The sequence below is a fragment of the Chryseobacterium camelliae genome (genome assembly GCF_002770595.1).
Lineage (GTDB): Bacteria > Bacteroidota > Bacteroidia > Flavobacteriales > Weeksellaceae > Chryseobacterium > Chryseobacterium camelliae.
Window position 1 is genome coordinate 2,982,432 of record NZ_CP022986.1, and the last position, 16,535, is coordinate 2,998,966.

Consider the following 16,535-nt stretch of genomic DNA (forward strand, 5'->3'; position numbering starts at 1 on the left):
TTCAAAGATGATCATAGGTATTGAGTTTAGTTGATGTAATATGAGCACAAAGGATTCATAATCAGCCTATAATACAGCAGTTGCCATTAAGAAAGTAAGACCAGGTCGTGGAATATAGTTAATGACAACTGATATATTACACCTTATAAAGTTAAATTATAAGCATATTTACTTATTTTAATGATTTATAAGCTAAAGAGGTTATATTTTATTCCTGATCAATTTTTGAACAATCTGATTTAATGTTTCGCGATGATCATCAATATAGGCCAGTCCCGCCTGGATCAGGTTTTCAATATTACTTCTCCTTACATCGTCCATAGCCGGTGAAGCATTTTTAAGCGATGGATTAAGCCGGTAATAGTTTTTCTGGTTTCTTTGTCCTAATGTCTGGAACATCTGGCAAAGCTGATAATCTACCGTTTCAGCATTGGCTGACATCAGGATGTCAATAATAGGATTGACCCAGCTTATTTTTCCCGCCTTTTCCAGCTTCTTAAAAGAATAGGGACGGGCCTCAATACCGGTGCCGATAGAAACGATCAGCATATCACCCACACCGGGATTATTGGCCTTCTGATGGTTTTTAAGGATTTCCGCAAAAGGCGTTTTCCTGGCTTCTGCGTATGCACAAAGTGCCGGATTATTGGCAAACATACCTCCGTCAATCAGGCTGAAAATCTGTCCGTACATCGATTTGATCTGAACCGGGCTGAAATAGGTAGGAGCTGCTGAAGTTGCCCGGCAAACATCTTTAACGTAAAAATTATCTGTGCTCAGGTTCGCTTTAAACGAATTGAAAAGTTTTGCCCTCCTGTTTTCTATATCATAACTTGTGATGAGGCAGGGTTTAATCAATTCCTTAAGTTCTAAATTTCCAAAAAAATCGTTCAGGTTTTTTTCAAGTGCCTCTTGGGAAATTTTTTCATTAAGCAGCCCGAATGGATTGAGCAGCCTTTCCCAAAAAGAAACCTGGAATATGTCGCCACCTTTTTCAGCATATAATTCCAGCCCTTTTCGGATGGAATATTTGGCTTTCCGGTGTTCGTCAGGACATAGAATGATAGAAGCAATCAGTCCTCCTGTACTGCTTCCTGCAACCATATCAAAATAATCTCCGAGCTTGGCACCCGGCTTATCGTAATACTGAAGCTGTTCCTCTATGTAACGCAGGATAATACAGGTAATGATACCTCTAATCCCGCCTCCGTCCAAAGAAAGAATGGTTGTCTTTTTCATGTGATTGTTAACTTTTTAGAAGAAACACATTAGGCCTTTAGACAACCCAACCAACAGATATAGGCTATCTATTGGTCGGGAGTATTGCTTTATATGGTTCTCGTAAAACAAAAGTAGGATGGGGAAGCGACAGAAGTTGACGTGTTTTAAAATAAAATCTCTGTAAAGAGATTTTATTTTAAATGATTTTTATATAGATTATTAAATGATGAAAAATTATAGAAATCTGATTAGAAGGATAGAAAAATAATTCTTTTTAAAAAATTGATATAGAGTCATTTGGTCTGCTATTTTTGAAAAGTCCAATAAAGTGGTCATCAGTTCAAGACTACATAACCGCTCTTATCTCTCGCCATTTTAGACAATGCTCTCCAGCTTGTCTTTATAACTCCTTTAGGGGTTCGAAGCTCTTTCTTTTCAAAATGGGGGAGGTCTTTAAACGTTTTCCAGTTACCACCCCAGTCCCAGCCATGTTTAGCAAAAATTTTCACGCATTCATACCAATCGGCTACCTGGTCATTGTCCCAGTCTCTCGCAGTATCCCAACTTGCCGTTTTACCGTCGATCATCAGGCATATATCGACAGCAAGACCGTAATTATGGATGCTCTGACCTGCTTTGGCATTGGTAACTTTTTTTCCTTTCGTGATTCTTCCTATAGCATACAGTTTTTCCTGTTCCTCAAATGACCTCAGCCCCTGGGTAATCCTTATTTTAGCCCTTCCTGTAAGGGCTTCGTCACACTCTTTGATAATCTGCTTCACTTCTTCCCTTACGATTGGGTGTAGCTGATCTATTCTCTGTAAAGTTACTTTGTCCATAATAATATATTGTTTGATAACAAAAATAAATACCCGGAACGACAAAACTTGACGTATTTAATACCTTTTATACTGGTAATCTGTTAACGAATATAATATTTAATTCATTTAGGTCTCTTTATTTGAAAAGAAATTTTTAAAAAACTAGCGATAGCTTATGAAAGCGTATGCTAAAGATAACCATTCAAAATAGGTTAACCTTTATCTTTACATGACAAATAAGCTCATAAAAGACCCATTCAACAATTTCATTGACCGATATTTTGATCTGTAAAAATTTCTCCGGAATACAAAATTCTTTATAAAAATAACACCCTTATCAAGAGAGATTTCACACCTTATTGAGACTTGTACCTCCTTAAAATTATTAAAATTCCGAATTTTGTTAGTATGGAATAGTTAAAATAAGCGATTTAAAATTCAGGTTTTCAGTTGTTTATGTTTTTGAGTGAATTAAGAGGCCTTGCAGAGGAAATATTTTTGATTTTATCTTTGTGAAGAATCTAAAAACACATTTGTATTCTAAAAACATCAAATGATATGAAAATTTTTATTTCTTTAATGAGGGTGTCCGTAGTTTCGGGATGTCTTATTTTCAATACCGTCAGAGCGCAGAATGTAGGGATTAATACCAGAAATCCACAGGCTGCTTTTCATGTAGACGGCTCAAAAGATAACCCGGACTCCGGAAGCCCAAACTCATCACAGGCTGCAAATGATATTGTTTTTACTTCTTCCGGCGAAATTGGTATCGGAACCTTATCCCCGGCAGTAAAAATAGATGCACGCTCCACAGTAAATACGGATAATGCTATCGGAGTGGGAAAAACCACCCAGACTGCATCAGATGCCGGAGAGGGTGCGTTAAGGTACAATTCATTTAATGGAGGTAAGATGCAGTATTCTGATGGAACCGTATGGCAGGAACTTGTTTCCACACCTACCAAATCTGTACTGGTAGCGAATATACTGACGGCTAATTTTACAATCAAAATTCCTTATCAGGTCGCTACCGGAATCCAGGGATGGAATGAAATTTCAGATCCGTCCAATAACTTTAATTCCTCAACGGGAATTTTTACGGCGCCCAGAACCGGTATTTATCTGGTATCCTTTACTTATGATTTTGTACGTGTCCCTATTGTTTCAGGATATTTTTCCGAAGCCAGGTATGTTGTCAACGGAACCAATACCGTTAAAAAATGCATCAAATCTTTTTCAAATACTTCCAGACAGGCTCAGATTGCAGGTTCATGCATTGCAGGAGTTTATCTCAACAAGGGAGATGTTTTTCAGCCTCAGATCTATCAGTCTGTATATAACGGGGATCTGAGTCTGAGAACAGATAACTCTACTTCCAGTCCCGATAACGGTTTTATTAATCTTTCCATAATAGAACAATAAACACAAATGATTATGAAACACAAATTTACAGCCTTATTATTTGTTACCGTTTTTTCAGGCTGTCTGCATGCGCAGGTTGGAATTAATGATGTGTCTCCTGAAGGGATACTGCATGTAGACAGTAAAAAAAATACGTCGGGAGCGGCTTCAGGGTATTATGATGATGTAGTGGTTACCCAGACCGGAAATCTCGGAGTAGGGACCAAGTCCCCTAAAACAAGGCTAGACCTGAGATCAGGTGAGAATGTGAATGCTTTAGGTATCGGGTCCACTGCACAAACAGCTACCGATGCTAAAGCCGGAGCAGTACGGTATAATTCAGGAACAAAAAATCTTAGCTATTCAGACGGCAATGCATGGATTCCTTTAGCCTTTAAAAGCACGAATGATTTCGTAGATGCCCAAAATTCTTCACAGCAGAGTTTCGGTAACGGAACGAAAACAGATATGATATCATGGACTGAAAATACCGATGTAAACGGGAGCTTTAATCCGTCAACAGGTGTTTTTACAGCTTCAAAGCCGGGGATATATGTCGTTGCGTTTACTTTTTCATTTGCCTCCGGCAGCATCGGAAATGATGCCCGCTATGAAAGCACGATTGAAACCAACTCCACAGCTGCAACCAATAAGATATTCAGGTGTGTAGGAAGTTATCCCGGCAATAATACCATCGCCAACAGGGTAGCAGGGGGCTGCTCGGGGATTTTCAACCTGAATCAGGGAGACCAGATTAAAGCAGCGATCAATCAAAACTTGGGAAGCACAAAATCATTGGATGCTGACGGCACCAATACTTCTCTAAGCATTTTTGGATTATAAAAAAACAAATGATGAGAAAGAATATTTTATGGATCGTTCTGATGGTAAGCAGTAATGCCGTATCAGGACAGATGGGAATCAACACGGTTAACCCGCAGGGTGTATTACATGTGGATGGCCAGAAAGACAATCCGATTTCAGGAAATACTTTTACGGCCGCCCAGCAGGAAAATGATGTGGTCATCACTGCTTCCGGCAGGCTGGGAGCAGGAACCATATCTCCCGCGGTAAAAGTAGATGCCCGGAACCAGGGAAACGGAGCTATAGGCTTTGGAAATACTTCATTATCAGCGGCAGCGGCAGATGAAGGTGCTGTAAAATACAATAATGGCCTTCAGTATTCCAACGGTAACGAATGGATACCCTTGCTCACTGCCCAGTCTAACAATAATAAAGTGATTGTCATAGCTTCCAAAACGAACAATAATGTCAAACTGGTTGCTCCTTCTGCCAATACCACCACAGGCCTGCAGAACAGGCAGAGTAATTATCTTGTAAGCTGGACAAAAACCTTTGAAAATAATTCAGGAAGTTCTTTCAATGCTTCAACAGGAACATTCACTGCTCCTCATGACGGTGTTTATGTAGCATCATTTAATACCGATATGGCACCTCTTGCAATCAATTACAATACAGATACTCTAAGCCCCATCCAGATCGAGGCGATCTGGCAGCTGTATGACAACACTACGGGACTGGCTTCATCCAATATTATCAGTACGGTTAAATGCGCCAATACCATGTCTTCAAACAGCATCGGAAATCTTGATGCCGGAAGTAACTGTACAGCCTCTTTCTTTATGTCTGCAGGGCAAAGGTTAATGCCTTATACATGGTTTAACCTCAACAATTCCAATACAGCTAATTTTTCGCTGAATACTTCTGCCGACGGCTATAATAGCCTTACCATCGCCGAGCAGTAATCAGGAGACGCGGGTGAGGTTCTTGATAAATGCAGAAGGATGTATTCCCACAATTTTTTTGAACTCATGGGAAAAAGCACTGTGTGAAGAATATCCTGAGATCTCGGCAAGATGATTGATCTTGTATTTACGGAATTGCGGATCATTTTTAAGCTGCTCAACAATATAGCCGATCCTCAGGGCATTGATGTACTGATTGAAATTGGCATCTTTATGTTTCTTGATGACTGCTGAAAGATACTTGGTGTTGACATTCAGTTTGTGGGCCATATCATATTTTGCCACATTCCTGTTGTTGAATTCCAGGTTTTCTTCAAATGCCTGCAGGCCTCTCAATATATTTTCCTCCACTTCGGGGGAAATTTTCATAGGGGAGGTAAGGGTTTCTGTATCTTTTTCATCTTCATCAGAGTCTTTTGTTTCCTCCTCATAGGGAACCTGGGTGATACCTTTCTGATACACTTCAGCTGTGATCTTTCTGTTTTTTTCATTCAGCTGCTTAATCCTGATCATAACGGCTCCAAGTATCAGGATCAAGATAATACAGGCAATGATCAGAGATTTGGATAGAAAGCGGCTCTGATCAAGCTTCCTAGAGTATTCCTTTTTCTCACCGGCAAGCACTTTCCCTACAGTAATGCTTTTATTATACGACGCACTGTCTTTCAGGAGGAGATGCTGGATCTTGTACGTTTTTGCACTGTCAGGCTCTGCTTTTTCAGCATAGGCCTGTTCAAGATTTCCTGTAATTTCTATTTTCTTTTCGGTAAATCCAAAGGCGTCTGCAATACTCAGTGCTTGATGGTAATAATGCACAGCACTGTCCGGTTGTTTGTTTTTTGAAAATGAGAATCCTATATCATGCAGAATACAGCACTTGAGATAATCATTACCATTCCCTACTAGGGCATGAGCTTTCTTTAGATACTGCATGGATTCTTTGAATTGGTTAACTTCTGACAGGTTATACCCAATATTGCTATAGGCGGAAACAAGAAGTTCGTTTCTCCGGGTCTGATTTTGTATTCCAAGGTATTCATTGATGGATTTCCTTGAGTAATACAGTTTTTTCTTATACTCTTTCTCATTCAGAAATATCAGGTAAGAATTATAAATCATACCCCTTAATTCATGTCCTTCATCAGTATCTAAATGTTCAACCTCTTTAATGCCTTTGGAGAGATTTTCTTCAGCCTGCTCCAGAAGACCGAGTTTTGCATACTGTGTTCCATACATCCTGTACGACAGTGCTTTTCCAACAGTGTAATGATTCTTTTCAGAAATGTTGAAGACAATCCCGGCATAGCGGATCGTATTTTCTGCATCAGATTTCACATAGCTGTTAAATGATTTCAGATAATAGGCTTTGGCAAGGTATTCAGGCTGATTGTCTCTCTGTGCTGCTTCAATAATGCTGTTCAGGACAATATCCGAACTGTCAGGAAATTTACCTGCAAAGTACCGTGCACGTTTATACTGTTCCTCAAAAGGAAATGGCTGCTGCGACCATGCCTGGGCAGAAAATACAAGCAGAAATAATAAAATAATTTTTTTAGCTGTCATTTGTGATGAGGTTATGTGTTTTTAGTTTGTTATCATGGCCTTTGTCACTCAAATAATGCCACAGCAGTATTCACCAGGAACTTTACCTGGTCAGGCCGTCCCCGGTCATTTTTAGGCAGGTTATGGTAGCTTCCGGTCCGTACGATGACCATATCGTATTCAGGAACCATAATGATATACTGTCCCTGGAGTCCCAGAAAATAATAATGCTTGACAGGATTGTCATGGTTAATCCAGAGTCCCATGCCATAAATATGTCCTGAATGTTCCGTAGGGGTCCTCATCTGTTCAATAAAGTCTTCATTCAGAATCTGTTTTTCCCCTGCTTTTCCGTTATCAAGGAACAGTTGCCCTAATTTCGCAAAATCCCGTGCATTGGAATGGATGCAGCAGTACGTTTTTTCCATGCCGCTTTCGTCTGTGCTCCAGCTGGCAGGATGTTCCATACCCAGAGGGGTCCAGAATTTCTCGGACAGGTATGCGGCCAGGGTTTGGTTAATGGCTTTTTGTACGGCAAAACCTAGGAGCTGTGTGGAGCCGCTCTGGTATTCAAACCTGCTGCCGGGCTGTTCTTTGAATTTCCGTGGAAACGTAGCACTGATGAGGCTTCTGCCATAATATGCTTTGGCGTTGGGGAGAAAAGGGTTTTTATAGTTTTCCTCCCAGTCCAGTCCGGATTCCATGCGGGCGAGAAGTTTCAGCGTAAGTTCTTTTCCGTATTCCTTCTGGTCAAATTCCCCGAAAAAAGCAGAGAACTTTTCATCGATACTGCTGATTTTCTGCTCTTCCAGTGCCTTGCCCAGCAACATCACTGTGACGGCTTTAGCCATCGAAAAAGAATTGGTAGAGGATCCGGCATGATAACCGTTCCAGTACTGTTCATGAACCAGCTTTCCGTTTTTCACAACAATAAAGGAAGCTGTACAGGAAGATTCCAAATCATGGATAAGATCTTCCGGCAATGTATAGGTGTTGTATTCAGATGCTTTTTCCCATGGCTTAGGAGCTGTAGCAGCTACGGTATTGCCTGGGAAATAGGGACCATCATCTATGTTGGCGCTCAGCTTCCCTTTAAAGTAGGTTTTTGAAATCCCGTTGAAAATGTAGCCATAACCGGTCAGGTAAACTAAAATTACTGCCACGGCAATGACGATCAGTATGATCTGTATAAATAACCACATAGATGTAGGGATTTGGATGTAAACAAATCTATTCAAAAAAACCTTATAAAAAAAGCCCTGATTTCTCAAGGCTCTGAATTTATATTTTTGAAAGTAAATTTCTGAAACTCGTTTTTTCATCAATGATCCTTCTCAATTCTGAAACCGGGACCCTTTCCTGGGCCATTGTATCCCGGTCCCTGATCGTTACGGTATGATCCGTAAGTGAATCGTGGTCGATGGTAATACAGTACGGCGTACCGATGGCATCCTGTCTTCTGTAACGTTTACCGATGGCATCTTTCTCCTCGTAGAAAAGGTTGAAATCGTATTTAAGGTCATTAAATACTTTTTCAGCATATTCTGCAAGGCCATCTTTTTTCATCAGCGGAAGAATGGCTGCTTTAATAGGAGCCAGAGCCGGAGGCAGAGAAAGAACGGTCCTTTCAGATCCGTCTTCAAGCACTTCATCCTTCAGGCAGTTGGAGAATAAAGCCAGGAACAGCCTATCCAGACCTACCGATGTTTCCACTACATAAGGAACATAATTTTCATTCCTTTCAGGATCGAAGAACTGAAGTTTTCTTCCGGAGAATTTCTCGTGGGCTTTCAGGTCAAAATCCGTTCTTGAGTGGATTCCTTCCAGCTCTTTGAAACCAAATGGGAAATTAAACTCAATATCGGCGGCGGCATTGGCGTAATGCGCTAATTTCTCATGATCGTGGAAGCGGTAGTTTTCATCTCCTAAACCTAAGGCTAAGTGCCAGTTAAGGCGCTTTTGTTTCCATTTTTCATAGAAATCAAGCTCAGTACCCGGAGCTACGAAGAACTGCATTTCCATCTGCTCAAACTCACGCATCCTGAAAATAAACTGTCTTGCAACAATTTCATTCCTGAATGCTTTCCCGATCTGTGCGATCCCGAAAGGAAGCCTGTGGCGTGAAGTTTTCTGTACATTCAGGAAATTCACAAAAATCCCCTGAGCGGTCTCAGGCCTTAAATACAGGTCCATCGCAGAATCTGCAGAGGCTCCTAATTTGGTCCCGAACATCAGGTTGAACTGCCTAACCTCCGTCCAGTTTTTAGAACCGGTATCCGGATCAGCAATTTCTAACTCTTCAATCAGTGCTTTTACATCAGCAAGATCTTCATTTTCCAGGGATTTGGCCAGCCTTGTCAGGATCGCTTCTCTTTTTGCCCTGTATTCAAGGACTTTTGGATTGGTGGCTACAAATTGCTCTTTATCAAAAGATTCTCCGAATCTCTTGGCTGCTTTTTCAATTTCTTTATTCTCCTTATCTTCAATTTTGGCACAGTAATCTTCTACTAAGACATCTGCACGAAAACGTTTTTTGGAATCCTTATTATCAATCAATGGGTCATTGAAGGCATCTACGTGGCCCGATGCTTTCCATGTGGTGGGGTGCATCAGGATTGCCGAATCAATCCCCACAATATTTTCGTTAAGCTGTACCATGGCTTTCCACCAGTACTGCTTGATATTGTTTTTAAGTTCGGCACCGTTCTGTCCATAATCATAAACAGCGGATAAACCGTCATAGATCTCACTGGAAGGGAAAATAAACCCGTATTCCTTAGCATGAGAAATTACTTTCCTGAAAACATCTTCTTGTTTTGCCATATATTTTACATCTGAATTGCAAAAATAGGAATTTGGATTCCAATATCATGAAATCCGGTGAAAAAAGCAGTTAAAAAACTGCAGCAGGCTGGTCTTTAGAAATTATAGGTTAAGCCTACGCCGTTTCCACTGACATCAAGGCGGTAAGAAGTTTTGGGCGTTTCAGCCGTTGATTGGGCATCAGCATCATTCTGTGTACGGATGGCCTTCTTCATATTTTTACCGGCACCTATGGCAAAAGGAATGCTTACGCCTACCATCCCCAAACCTATTCCTGCAATTCCCCATCCTCCTCTTCGCTTGATTTCATACGCTACGCCGTTGTGATAGGCCGTTTGTTTTTTGAAAAATAATTCCTGAGCTAATCCATAACCCATGAACGCACCACCCAGAGCTCCGAAAACCTGTGCAACAGTCCCGTTCGTGTTTGATTTCCTCATGTAAGCCAAGGCTTCAGGATTGGTAAATACTTTCTTGTATTCAGAGAATTTATATTTCTGGTCTCCTTTGATGAAGAACTCCCGGTTGGTTTTCCCCAGTACGATAGTATCAGAATGTTGAGCATAAGTCAGTGCTGTCATGCTGAATGCTATTGCTACAGATAATTTTTTCATATCTTATTTTTCCACGAAAATAGTAAAAAATCACATAATAAAGACTTTTTGTAAAGATTAGCCTTTAACAGTGTTCAGCTTGCCTGAAATATGTCTTTAGGTGAACAGGTGATTATTTAATACAAATAAAAATTAGCTAATCTTTAAACTCACTAAAAGACATTGCTTCAGGATCGTAAACTTCAGGCGCATTTTCAGGAGCCGGGAACCTGCTTTCCGCTGCAATTCCTCATGGCGCGGCTCCGCTTTGCTCCACCGCTCCATTCCGGGATTTACGCTTCAATCAGGGCTATGGATATAGAACTGTCCGGGGATTGAAGGGTTTTTAATCCTGATCTGATCTGTACAATAGATATTGTCTCATTTTGAGATATTTTAACGATATTTGTGTGAATCAAAGCAATACAATGAAAAAAGCAGGCTTTTTAATCCTTACTTTCCTCCTGTCTATAGAGCTTTTATCAGCTCAGAAGATTCCTGAAGGAAAAGTCGTCACAACCTATATTACGGCAAAAACGCTGCAGAACAAAGCAGGGGAGAATCCGAAAAGGAGGGTTTCCGTCTATCTTCCGCCAGGTTATGGACAGTCGGCAAAAAGATATCCTGTCATTTATTTTCTGCATGGGTTCTTCTGGAGTGACAGCCTGCTGGTGAACAGTGATAAGATCAACCATATCTTCGACCGTGCGATTCAGTTACGAAAGATCAGACCGGTTATCGTGGTGATGCCGGATGAAAGCACGGTATTTAAAGGAAGCTTTTATGCCAATTCAAAATCATCCGGAAACTGGTCAGACTTTACATCACTGGAATTGGTGCACTATATTGACCAGCAGTACAGGACCATCGCGGATAAAGAAAGCCGTGGGATTTCCGGGCATTCTATGGGAGGAAACGGTGCGTTGAGAAATGCCATCCTGCATCCCGAAGTCTTTTCATCCGTCTATGCACTTTCTCCAGGTGTCCTTGACGCCAGGTATTTTGCCCTCACAGAAATGGATTCTTATAAAAATGCGGCTGATGTTAAAGAAATAAAAGATCTTTCAAAGCCTGAAAATGCAAGAACGAATATTATTTTTGCCATCGCAAGGGCATACAATGGAAACCCTGCTAAACCTCCGTTTTTTGCAGATCTGCCTTTTGCTTTTAGCGAAGAACACCTGACAGTAAATGCTGCGGTAACAGAAGATTTGAGAAAGAACTCCACTTCGGAACTCCCTTTTACCCATTATGAAAACCTTAAAAAGCTAAAAGCAATCAAATTCGACTGGGGGAGGAATGATGAGTTCAGGCATATTCCGCCTACGTGTATGGAATTCAGCAAAACCCTTGAACTCCTGAAAATAAAGCATGAAGCTGAAGAATACATTGGCACTCATGGAAGTGAAGTAAGCAAAGAAAACGGAAGGATTGAAAACAGCATGCTGCCGTTTTTCAATGACCATCTGAAATTTGAGGAATAGTATTCCTGAACCTGATTTAACCAAAACCGATATTAGTATTGTAAGAGCGGTATGGAATGAAATCTCTATTTTTGCCGGATGTTAGAAATCCTGTACCGTGACGAACATCTTATTGCTATCAACAAACCCAGCGGACTGCTGGTGCATAAATCTTTTTACTCGGGAGAAGCGGATACGTACGCTATTCAGGAGCTGAGGAACCAGATCGGACAAAAAGTATATCCGGTACACCGTTTAGACCGTAAAACTTCAGGCGTTCTGCTGTTCACTTTGGATAAAGATACACTCAGGGCCATGAGTGATCAGTTTGCCACAAGGGAAGTTGAAAAGAAATACATCACCATTCTCCGTGGCTGGACGAAAGAAGAAGAAACGATTGATTATGATTTGATTAACGAAAATGAAGTGAAGCAGAATGCCGTGACTTACTACCGCCGTCTGCAGACTTCAGAAATCGATTTGCCTTTTTTAAAACACCAGACTTCCAGATATTCTCTGGTGGAAGCTATTCCGGAAACAGGACGGTTTCATCAGTTAAGAAAACATTTTAAACACATTCTGCATCCCATCTTAGGATGCCGTAAACACGGATGCAACAAACAGAACAAATTGTTGCTGCAGACTTTTAATATGACCAGAATGACCCTTCACGCTTATCAGCTTGCTTTTACTCATCCTATTACCCATGAAAGGATACATGTAATTGCTACGATTGATGAAGAATTCAAAAAAGTAGGGGATACCCTCGGTCTTGATCTGAATGCGTATGTCAGGAATCATTAAATTGGTTTTTACAATCGGCTGATAGATCAATTGAAATTCAAAGCCACTGCATTTATCACATTTCAAATTGTAAAAATCTCTGTACTTAAACAATGGTTTCCATACAGTTTCCTCTTTTCCTTTAACGTTTAGAACTTCAACTAAAAATCAGTATCTTTGTACTCCAAAAACAAGGCATGTACAAATCGCTGATCCGTCCGGTCCTTTTTAAGTTTGATCCTGAAGCCGTGCATCATTTTACCTTTTCGATGCTTAAAAATTTTGGTTTTCTTACCCGGATATTTTTCCCTGAACCTATTGCCGACAAACGGCTCGAAAGAGAAGTGTTCGGACTGAAATTCAAAAATCCTGTAGGCCTTGCGGCCGGATTCGATAAGAATGCCGTCCTGTTCAATGAACTGGCTGACCTTGGTTTCGGATTCGTGGAAATCGGTACGGTTACACCGAAGGCACAGGCAGGAAATCCCAGAAAAAGACTGTTCAGGCTGATTGAAGACGGCGGAATCATTAACCGGATGGGCTTTAACAATGACGGGCTGGAAGCTGCCATTGGAAAACTGAAAGGCAATAAAGGCAAAATCATCATCGGCGGAAATATCGGGAAAAATACAGATACCGCCCCGGAAAACTACACCCGGGATTATCTGGAGTGCTTTGAAGGCCTTCATCCATATGTGGATTATTTTGTCCTGAATGTCAGCTGCCCGAATGTAGGAAGCCATGCGAAACTGGAAGATGTGGAATACCTGCGGGAACTGATTACAGAAGTTAAAAAAATCAACCAATCCAAAGCCGTTCAGAAACCGGTCCTTTTAAAAATTGCCCCGGATTTGAATGACCATCAGCTGGATGAAATCATCGGCCTTATTGCAGAAACAAAAATTGACGGAGTCATTGTTTCCAACACGTCTGTTAACAAGGAAGGCCTGAAAACACCACCGGAAGTGCTGGCGGAGATCGGAAACGGCGGATTGAGCGGAAAACCGATCCGGGAACGCAGCACCAGAATGATCCGTTATCTCTCAGAAAAAAGCAACCGGGCATTTCCTATCATTGGTGTGGGTGGAATTCATTCGGCGAAAGATGCCATTGAGAAACTGGATGCCGGCGCAAGCCTGGTTCAGCTGTATACCGGATTTATATACGAGGGTCCTGAGCTGATCAATGATATTAACCGCGAAGTGCTTAAAAGGGCAAGCCGGTTACCGAGATAGAATGTATTTCCAGCTTAGCTTGAGAATTGGAGACGGTTTTTGTGGCTAACTCATAATAAACAAAGGAGCAGTATCAATCAAGATGCTGCTTTTTTCATGGGCTAATACTTCAGATAAAAAAATGCGCAATCGTATAAATGATCAAACCTACCAATCCGCCGACAAGTGTTCCGTTGACCCTGATAAACTGCAAGTCTTTCCCGACTTCCAGTTCCAGCTTTTCGCTCAGCTCTTTTCCCTGCCAGTTGCCCACGGTTGAACTGATGAGGTTGCCGAACTGGTGGGTGTTTCTAAGGATGTATTTATAAGCTGTTACCCGCACCCAGTCATCAATTTTGTCCTGAAGTGCTGCGTTGGTTTTTAAATTCAGGGCGAATTCATCCAGGTTTTTGGAAATATATTTCTTAAGGGCAGAATCATCATGCTGCAGTTCTTCCGTTACTGTTTTTTTGATGGAGGCCCAGATGTCCCGGGAATATTCATTTAATTTTTCCGGTTTCAGAAGGTCGTTCTTAATACTTCTGAATTCTTGATCCCATTTAGGATCCTCCTTCAGGTCCACGGAAAAATCCTGGATCTTACGGGTAATCAGGTTCCTGATCTCATGCCCCGGATCTTCCTCTATTTCTCCGAAAAAATCAGCCAGGCCGCTGGTGATCTTATCTGCAATTTTATTGTCGACAAATGCCGGAATAAAAGTGTAGCTGCCTTTTTTGACGCGGTCTTTGATCATTTCATCATTTTCCAGGATGTAAATTTTGATTTGCGAGGAAAGACTGGTAATAAGACGCTGATGGTCGTTTTTGTCTATGATATAGCTTATTCCGTTGCCGACAATTTTATTGAGCTTAATGTCATCCGTCATTTCAGACACCTTGTCACTGATAAAAAGGCTTACCGTATCGTCATCCAGTTTATTGAGGATATCCAGAACGATGTCTGATATATTTCTGATGAGAATCCCCTGGTTTTTTTCTTTTCCCAGCCATTCACCGACAAAACCGGATATCCTGAGTTTCTGGATATAAGGACGGATGTTTGCCGGTGAAAGGAAATTATTCACGACAAAACCACCCAGGTTATCGCCCAGCTGCTGTTTGCTGTTTTCAATAAGGTTGGTATGCGGGATGGGTAGCCCCAGAGGATGCCGGAAAAGTGCGGTTACGGCAAACCAGTCTGCCAGCGCACCAACCATGGCTGCTTCAGAAAACGCCCGAACATAACCGATCCAGTGGGAGGTATTGCTTTTCTGCAGTATAGTGGTGATGATAAATACAGCAGCCATCAGCAGGAACAGTCCCGTGGCGAATGCTTTGTACTTTCTTAACTGTTTTCTTTTTGCTTCATCATTCATAAGGTGTGGTATACGGTTGTTATGGGTGAGATAATCAGAGAGCTTACCATCCGATCATGATCAGGTATTCCGCCTGTTCTGGTGTCAAAAATCCTTTGATATATTATAATCAGTTTAAAAATAACAAAAAAATAAAAGTTTTATCTATTATGGTTCAATTTTAGCTGTTATCGAATCATTAAACGATTACATGGAACACGAAGCAAAAAACAATCCATACTATTCCCGGACAGATCGTTCAAAACTGGATATTCCTAATGAAGAATGGAGAAAGTATCTTTCTCCCGATTTATATGCGATTTCCAGGGAAGCTTCTACAGAGCGTCCTTTTACGGGAAAGTACAATGAATTCGACGAATTAGGCGAGTATTATTGTGCGGTATGCGGCAACCATTTGTTCCGTTCAGATGCCAAGTTCTCAAGCAGCTGCGGCTGGCCGAGCTTCTTTGAAGCGGATGAGGAAGGGGTCTATTACAAAAGGGATACAGCTTTCGGAATGGAGAGGGTAGAGGTGCTCTGCAAAAGGTGTGATTCCCACTTGGGACATGTTTTCGATGATGGGCCCAGACCTACGGGATTAAGGTATTGTATGAACTCCGTCAGTTTGGAATTTATTCCGGATACTCAAAATTAAACGCTGATTTGATTCTATAAATCAACGCGTTAAATTTTCTTAAATAGCGTTAAACTTTATAAGATTATAAGGGATGTACCGTTATGTTTTATACATTTGCTCTCGCAATTGTATTTAACATAATATCTGAATGAAAGGAATTTATAGCTTATTAAGTATTGTTTATGTGGTTACGACCTCATTTTATCTGTCCCCTGAGAAGGCTGTTACAGGGAATCGAATCAATTCAAAAAAGACCGAAAAAACAGCTGGTATGAACTCTGCAAAAGCAGAAAGCACAGTATCTTCATCCGAAGAACTTTACAAATCTATCCCCTTTGAAACAGGGCATGAACTTAACGAAGAGGTTTTCTTTAAAGCGATGACCGGGTTTGAAAACCTGAAGAAAGCCGGGTTATTAAACCAGGATTCGCATCTCCTGACGGTATGCGATTTTTCTATGTCTTCCAATACCAAGAGACTTTGGGTAATCGACATGAACGAGAAGAAAGTCCTGTTCAATTCTTTGGTAGCGCATGGTAAAAATACAGGCGACGAGTTTGCGACGAATTTTTCTAACACGGAAAGTTCGTTGCAGAGCAGCCTTGGATTTTATATCACAGATGCAACGTACCAGGGAGACAACGGGTATTCTCTGAAACTGTTGGGCATGGACAAAGGATTTAATGATGCCGCTTACAGAAGGGCAATCGTAATGCACGGAGCAGATTACGTTAGCGACCAGTTTGCTGCTGTGCACAAGAGAATCGGGAGAAGCTGGGGTTGCCCGGCAGTCCCGAGAGACCTTACACAGCCGATCATCAATACCATCAAAGGAAGGAACTGCCTCTTTATCTATTATCCGGACCAGAATTACCTTTCGAGGTCGGAATGGTTAAAAGGGTAACAAAAAGTATTTG

General features: G+C 41.2%; 15 protein-coding genes. 8 read left to right on the top strand and 7 right to left on the bottom strand.

Annotated elements, in window-relative coordinates:
• Window positions 1-201: 201 nt before the first annotated feature.
• Window positions 202-1,239 carry a patatin-like phospholipase family protein gene (locus tag CGB83_RS13790; protein ID WP_100076319.1) on the bottom strand — a complete coding sequence of 346 codons (1,038 nt, stop codon included), beginning with the start codon at window positions 1,237-1,239 and terminating at the stop codon, window positions 202-204.
• 317 nt (window positions 1,240-1,556) lie between these two features.
• On the bottom strand, window positions 1,557-2,060 hold the full coding sequence (locus tag CGB83_RS13795; RefSeq protein ID WP_100076320.1) for a M15 family metallopeptidase: 504 nt from the start codon (window positions 2,058-2,060) through the stop codon (window positions 1,557-1,559).
• 540 nt (window positions 2,061-2,600) lie between these two features.
• On the opposite strand from CGB83_RS13795, the gene CGB83_RS13800 reads away from it, so the two are divergent.
• Genes CGB83_RS13800 through CGB83_RS13810 form a run of 3 tightly spaced genes read left to right on the top strand, consistent with a single transcriptional unit; the run spans window position 2,601 to window position 5,209 of the window.
• On the top strand, window positions 2,601-3,464 hold the full coding sequence (locus tag CGB83_RS13800) for a complement C1q domain-containing protein (RefSeq protein ID WP_100076321.1): 864 nt from the start codon (window positions 2,601-2,603) through the stop codon (window positions 3,462-3,464).
• A gap of 12 nt (window positions 3,465-3,476) precedes the next feature.
• Window positions 3,477-4,286, top strand: coding sequence for a complement C1q domain-containing protein (locus tag CGB83_RS13805; protein ID WP_157761428.1), 810 nt, complete (start codon window positions 3,477-3,479; stop codon window positions 4,284-4,286).
• A gap of 8 nt (window positions 4,287-4,294) precedes the next feature.
• Window positions 4,295-5,209: a hypothetical protein gene (locus CGB83_RS13810; protein ID WP_157761429.1), complete on the top strand. Its 915-nt coding sequence runs from the start codon at window positions 4,295-4,297 to the stop codon at window positions 5,207-5,209.
• Here CGB83_RS13810 and CGB83_RS13815 read toward each other — a convergent pair whose 3' ends face one another.
• The 4 genes from CGB83_RS13815 to CGB83_RS13830 form a co-directional block, all read right to left on the bottom strand.
• A complete protein-coding gene (locus tag CGB83_RS13815) occupies window positions 5,210-6,772 on the bottom strand; it encodes a helix-turn-helix domain-containing protein (protein ID WP_100076324.1) in 1,563 nt (520 codons plus the stop codon).
• 44 nt (window positions 6,773-6,816) lie between these two features.
• The gene (locus CGB83_RS13820) at window positions 6,817-7,953 is read right to left on the bottom strand and encodes a serine hydrolase domain-containing protein (protein WP_100076325.1); all 1,137 of its coding nucleotides are present in this window, start codon (window positions 7,951-7,953) and stop codon (window positions 6,817-6,819) included.
• Window positions 7,954-8,032: 79 nt separating this feature from the next.
• A complete protein-coding gene (locus CGB83_RS13825; protein ID WP_100076326.1) occupies window positions 8,033-9,574 on the bottom strand; it encodes a glycine--tRNA ligase in 1,542 nt (513 codons plus the stop codon).
• A 95-nt stretch (window positions 9,575-9,669) separates the two neighbouring features.
• Complete coding sequence (locus CGB83_RS13830; protein WP_100076327.1) at window positions 9,670-10,188, bottom strand: hypothetical protein; 519 nt, start codon at window positions 10,186-10,188, stop codon at window positions 9,670-9,672.
• Between the two features lie 407 nt (window positions 10,189-10,595).
• On the opposite strand from CGB83_RS13830, the gene CGB83_RS13835 reads away from it, so the two are divergent.
• The 3 genes from CGB83_RS13835 to CGB83_RS13845 all read left to right on the top strand — a co-directional run bounded on the left by CGB83_RS13835 (window position 10,596) and on the right by CGB83_RS13845 (window position 13,648).
• On the top strand, window positions 10,596-11,651 hold the full coding sequence (locus tag CGB83_RS13835; RefSeq protein WP_100076328.1) for an alpha/beta hydrolase: 1,056 nt from the start codon (window positions 10,596-10,598) through the stop codon (window positions 11,649-11,651).
• Window positions 11,652-11,729: 78 nt separating this feature from the next.
• Window positions 11,730-12,434, top strand: a complete 705-nt coding sequence (locus CGB83_RS13840; RefSeq protein WP_100076329.1) for a pseudouridine synthase — start codon at window positions 11,730-11,732, stop codon at window positions 12,432-12,434.
• A gap of 176 nt (window positions 12,435-12,610) precedes the next feature.
• Window positions 12,611-13,648, top strand: coding sequence for a quinone-dependent dihydroorotate dehydrogenase (locus CGB83_RS13845; RefSeq protein WP_100076330.1), 1,038 nt, complete (start codon window positions 12,611-12,613; stop codon window positions 13,646-13,648).
• A 109-nt stretch (window positions 13,649-13,757) separates the two neighbouring features.
• Here CGB83_RS13845 and CGB83_RS13850 read toward each other — a convergent pair whose 3' ends face one another.
• The gene (locus tag CGB83_RS13850) at window positions 13,758-15,002 is read right to left on the bottom strand and encodes a DUF445 domain-containing protein (RefSeq protein WP_100076331.1); all 1,245 of its coding nucleotides are present in this window, start codon (window positions 15,000-15,002) and stop codon (window positions 13,758-13,760) included.
• Between the two features lie 190 nt (window positions 15,003-15,192).
• Between CGB83_RS13850 and msrB the strand changes: the two genes are divergently transcribed.
• On the top strand, window positions 15,193-15,636 hold the full coding sequence (gene msrB, locus CGB83_RS13855) for a peptide-methionine (R)-S-oxide reductase MsrB (RefSeq protein ID WP_100076332.1): 444 nt from the start codon (window positions 15,193-15,195) through the stop codon (window positions 15,634-15,636).
• A gap of 253 nt (window positions 15,637-15,889) precedes the next feature.
• Window positions 15,890-16,522 (top strand): murein L,D-transpeptidase catalytic domain family protein, encoded by a 633-nt coding sequence (locus CGB83_RS13860; protein ID WP_228419936.1) that lies wholly within the window; start codon window positions 15,890-15,892, stop codon window positions 16,520-16,522.
• The last annotated feature ends 13 nt before the right edge of the window (window positions 16,523-16,535 follow it).

Bases quoted from the DNA above. Each gene is read 5' to 3' on its own strand.
- CGB83_RS13790 (WP_100076319.1), bottom strand. From the start codon at position 1,239: ATGAAAAAGACAACCATTCTTTCTTTGGACGGAGGCGGGATTAGAGGT.
- CGB83_RS13795 (WP_100076320.1), bottom strand. From the start codon at position 2,060: ATGGACAAAGTAACTTTACAGAGAATAGATCAGCTACACCCAATCGTA.
- CGB83_RS13800 (WP_100076321.1), top strand. From the start codon at position 2,601: ATGAAAATTTTTATTTCTTTAATGAGGGTGTCCGTAGTTTCGGGATGT.
- CGB83_RS13805 (WP_157761428.1), top strand. From the start codon at position 3,477: ATGAAACACAAATTTACAGCCTTATTATTTGTTACCGTTTTTTCAGGC.
- CGB83_RS13810 (WP_157761429.1), top strand. From the start codon at position 4,295: ATGATGAGAAAGAATATTTTATGGATCGTTCTGATGGTAAGCAGTAAT.
- CGB83_RS13815 (WP_100076324.1), bottom strand. From the start codon at position 6,772: ATGACAGCTAAAAAAATTATTTTATTATTTCTGCTTGTATTTTCTGCC.
- CGB83_RS13820 (WP_100076325.1), bottom strand. From the start codon at position 7,953: ATGTGGTTATTTATACAGATCATACTGATCGTCATTGCCGTGGCAGTA.
- CGB83_RS13825 (WP_100076326.1), bottom strand. From the start codon at position 9,574: ATGGCAAAACAAGAAGATGTTTTCAGGAAAGTAATTTCTCATGCTAAG.
- CGB83_RS13830 (WP_100076327.1), bottom strand. From the start codon at position 10,188: ATGAAAAAATTATCTGTAGCAATAGCATTCAGCATGACAGCACTGACT.
- CGB83_RS13835 (WP_100076328.1), top strand. From the start codon at position 10,596: ATGAAAAAAGCAGGCTTTTTAATCCTTACTTTCCTCCTGTCTATAGAG.
- CGB83_RS13840 (WP_100076329.1), top strand. From the start codon at position 11,730: ATGTTAGAAATCCTGTACCGTGACGAACATCTTATTGCTATCAACAAA.
- CGB83_RS13845 (WP_100076330.1), top strand. From the start codon at position 12,611: ATGTACAAATCGCTGATCCGTCCGGTCCTTTTTAAGTTTGATCCTGAA.
- CGB83_RS13850 (WP_100076331.1), bottom strand. From the start codon at position 15,002: ATGAATGATGAAGCAAAAAGAAAACAGTTAAGAAAGTACAAAGCATTC.
- msrB (WP_100076332.1), top strand. From the start codon at position 15,193: ATGGAACACGAAGCAAAAAACAATCCATACTATTCCCGGACAGATCGT.
- CGB83_RS13860 (WP_228419936.1), top strand. From the start codon at position 15,890: ATGAACTCTGCAAAAGCAGAAAGCACAGTATCTTCATCCGAAGAACTT.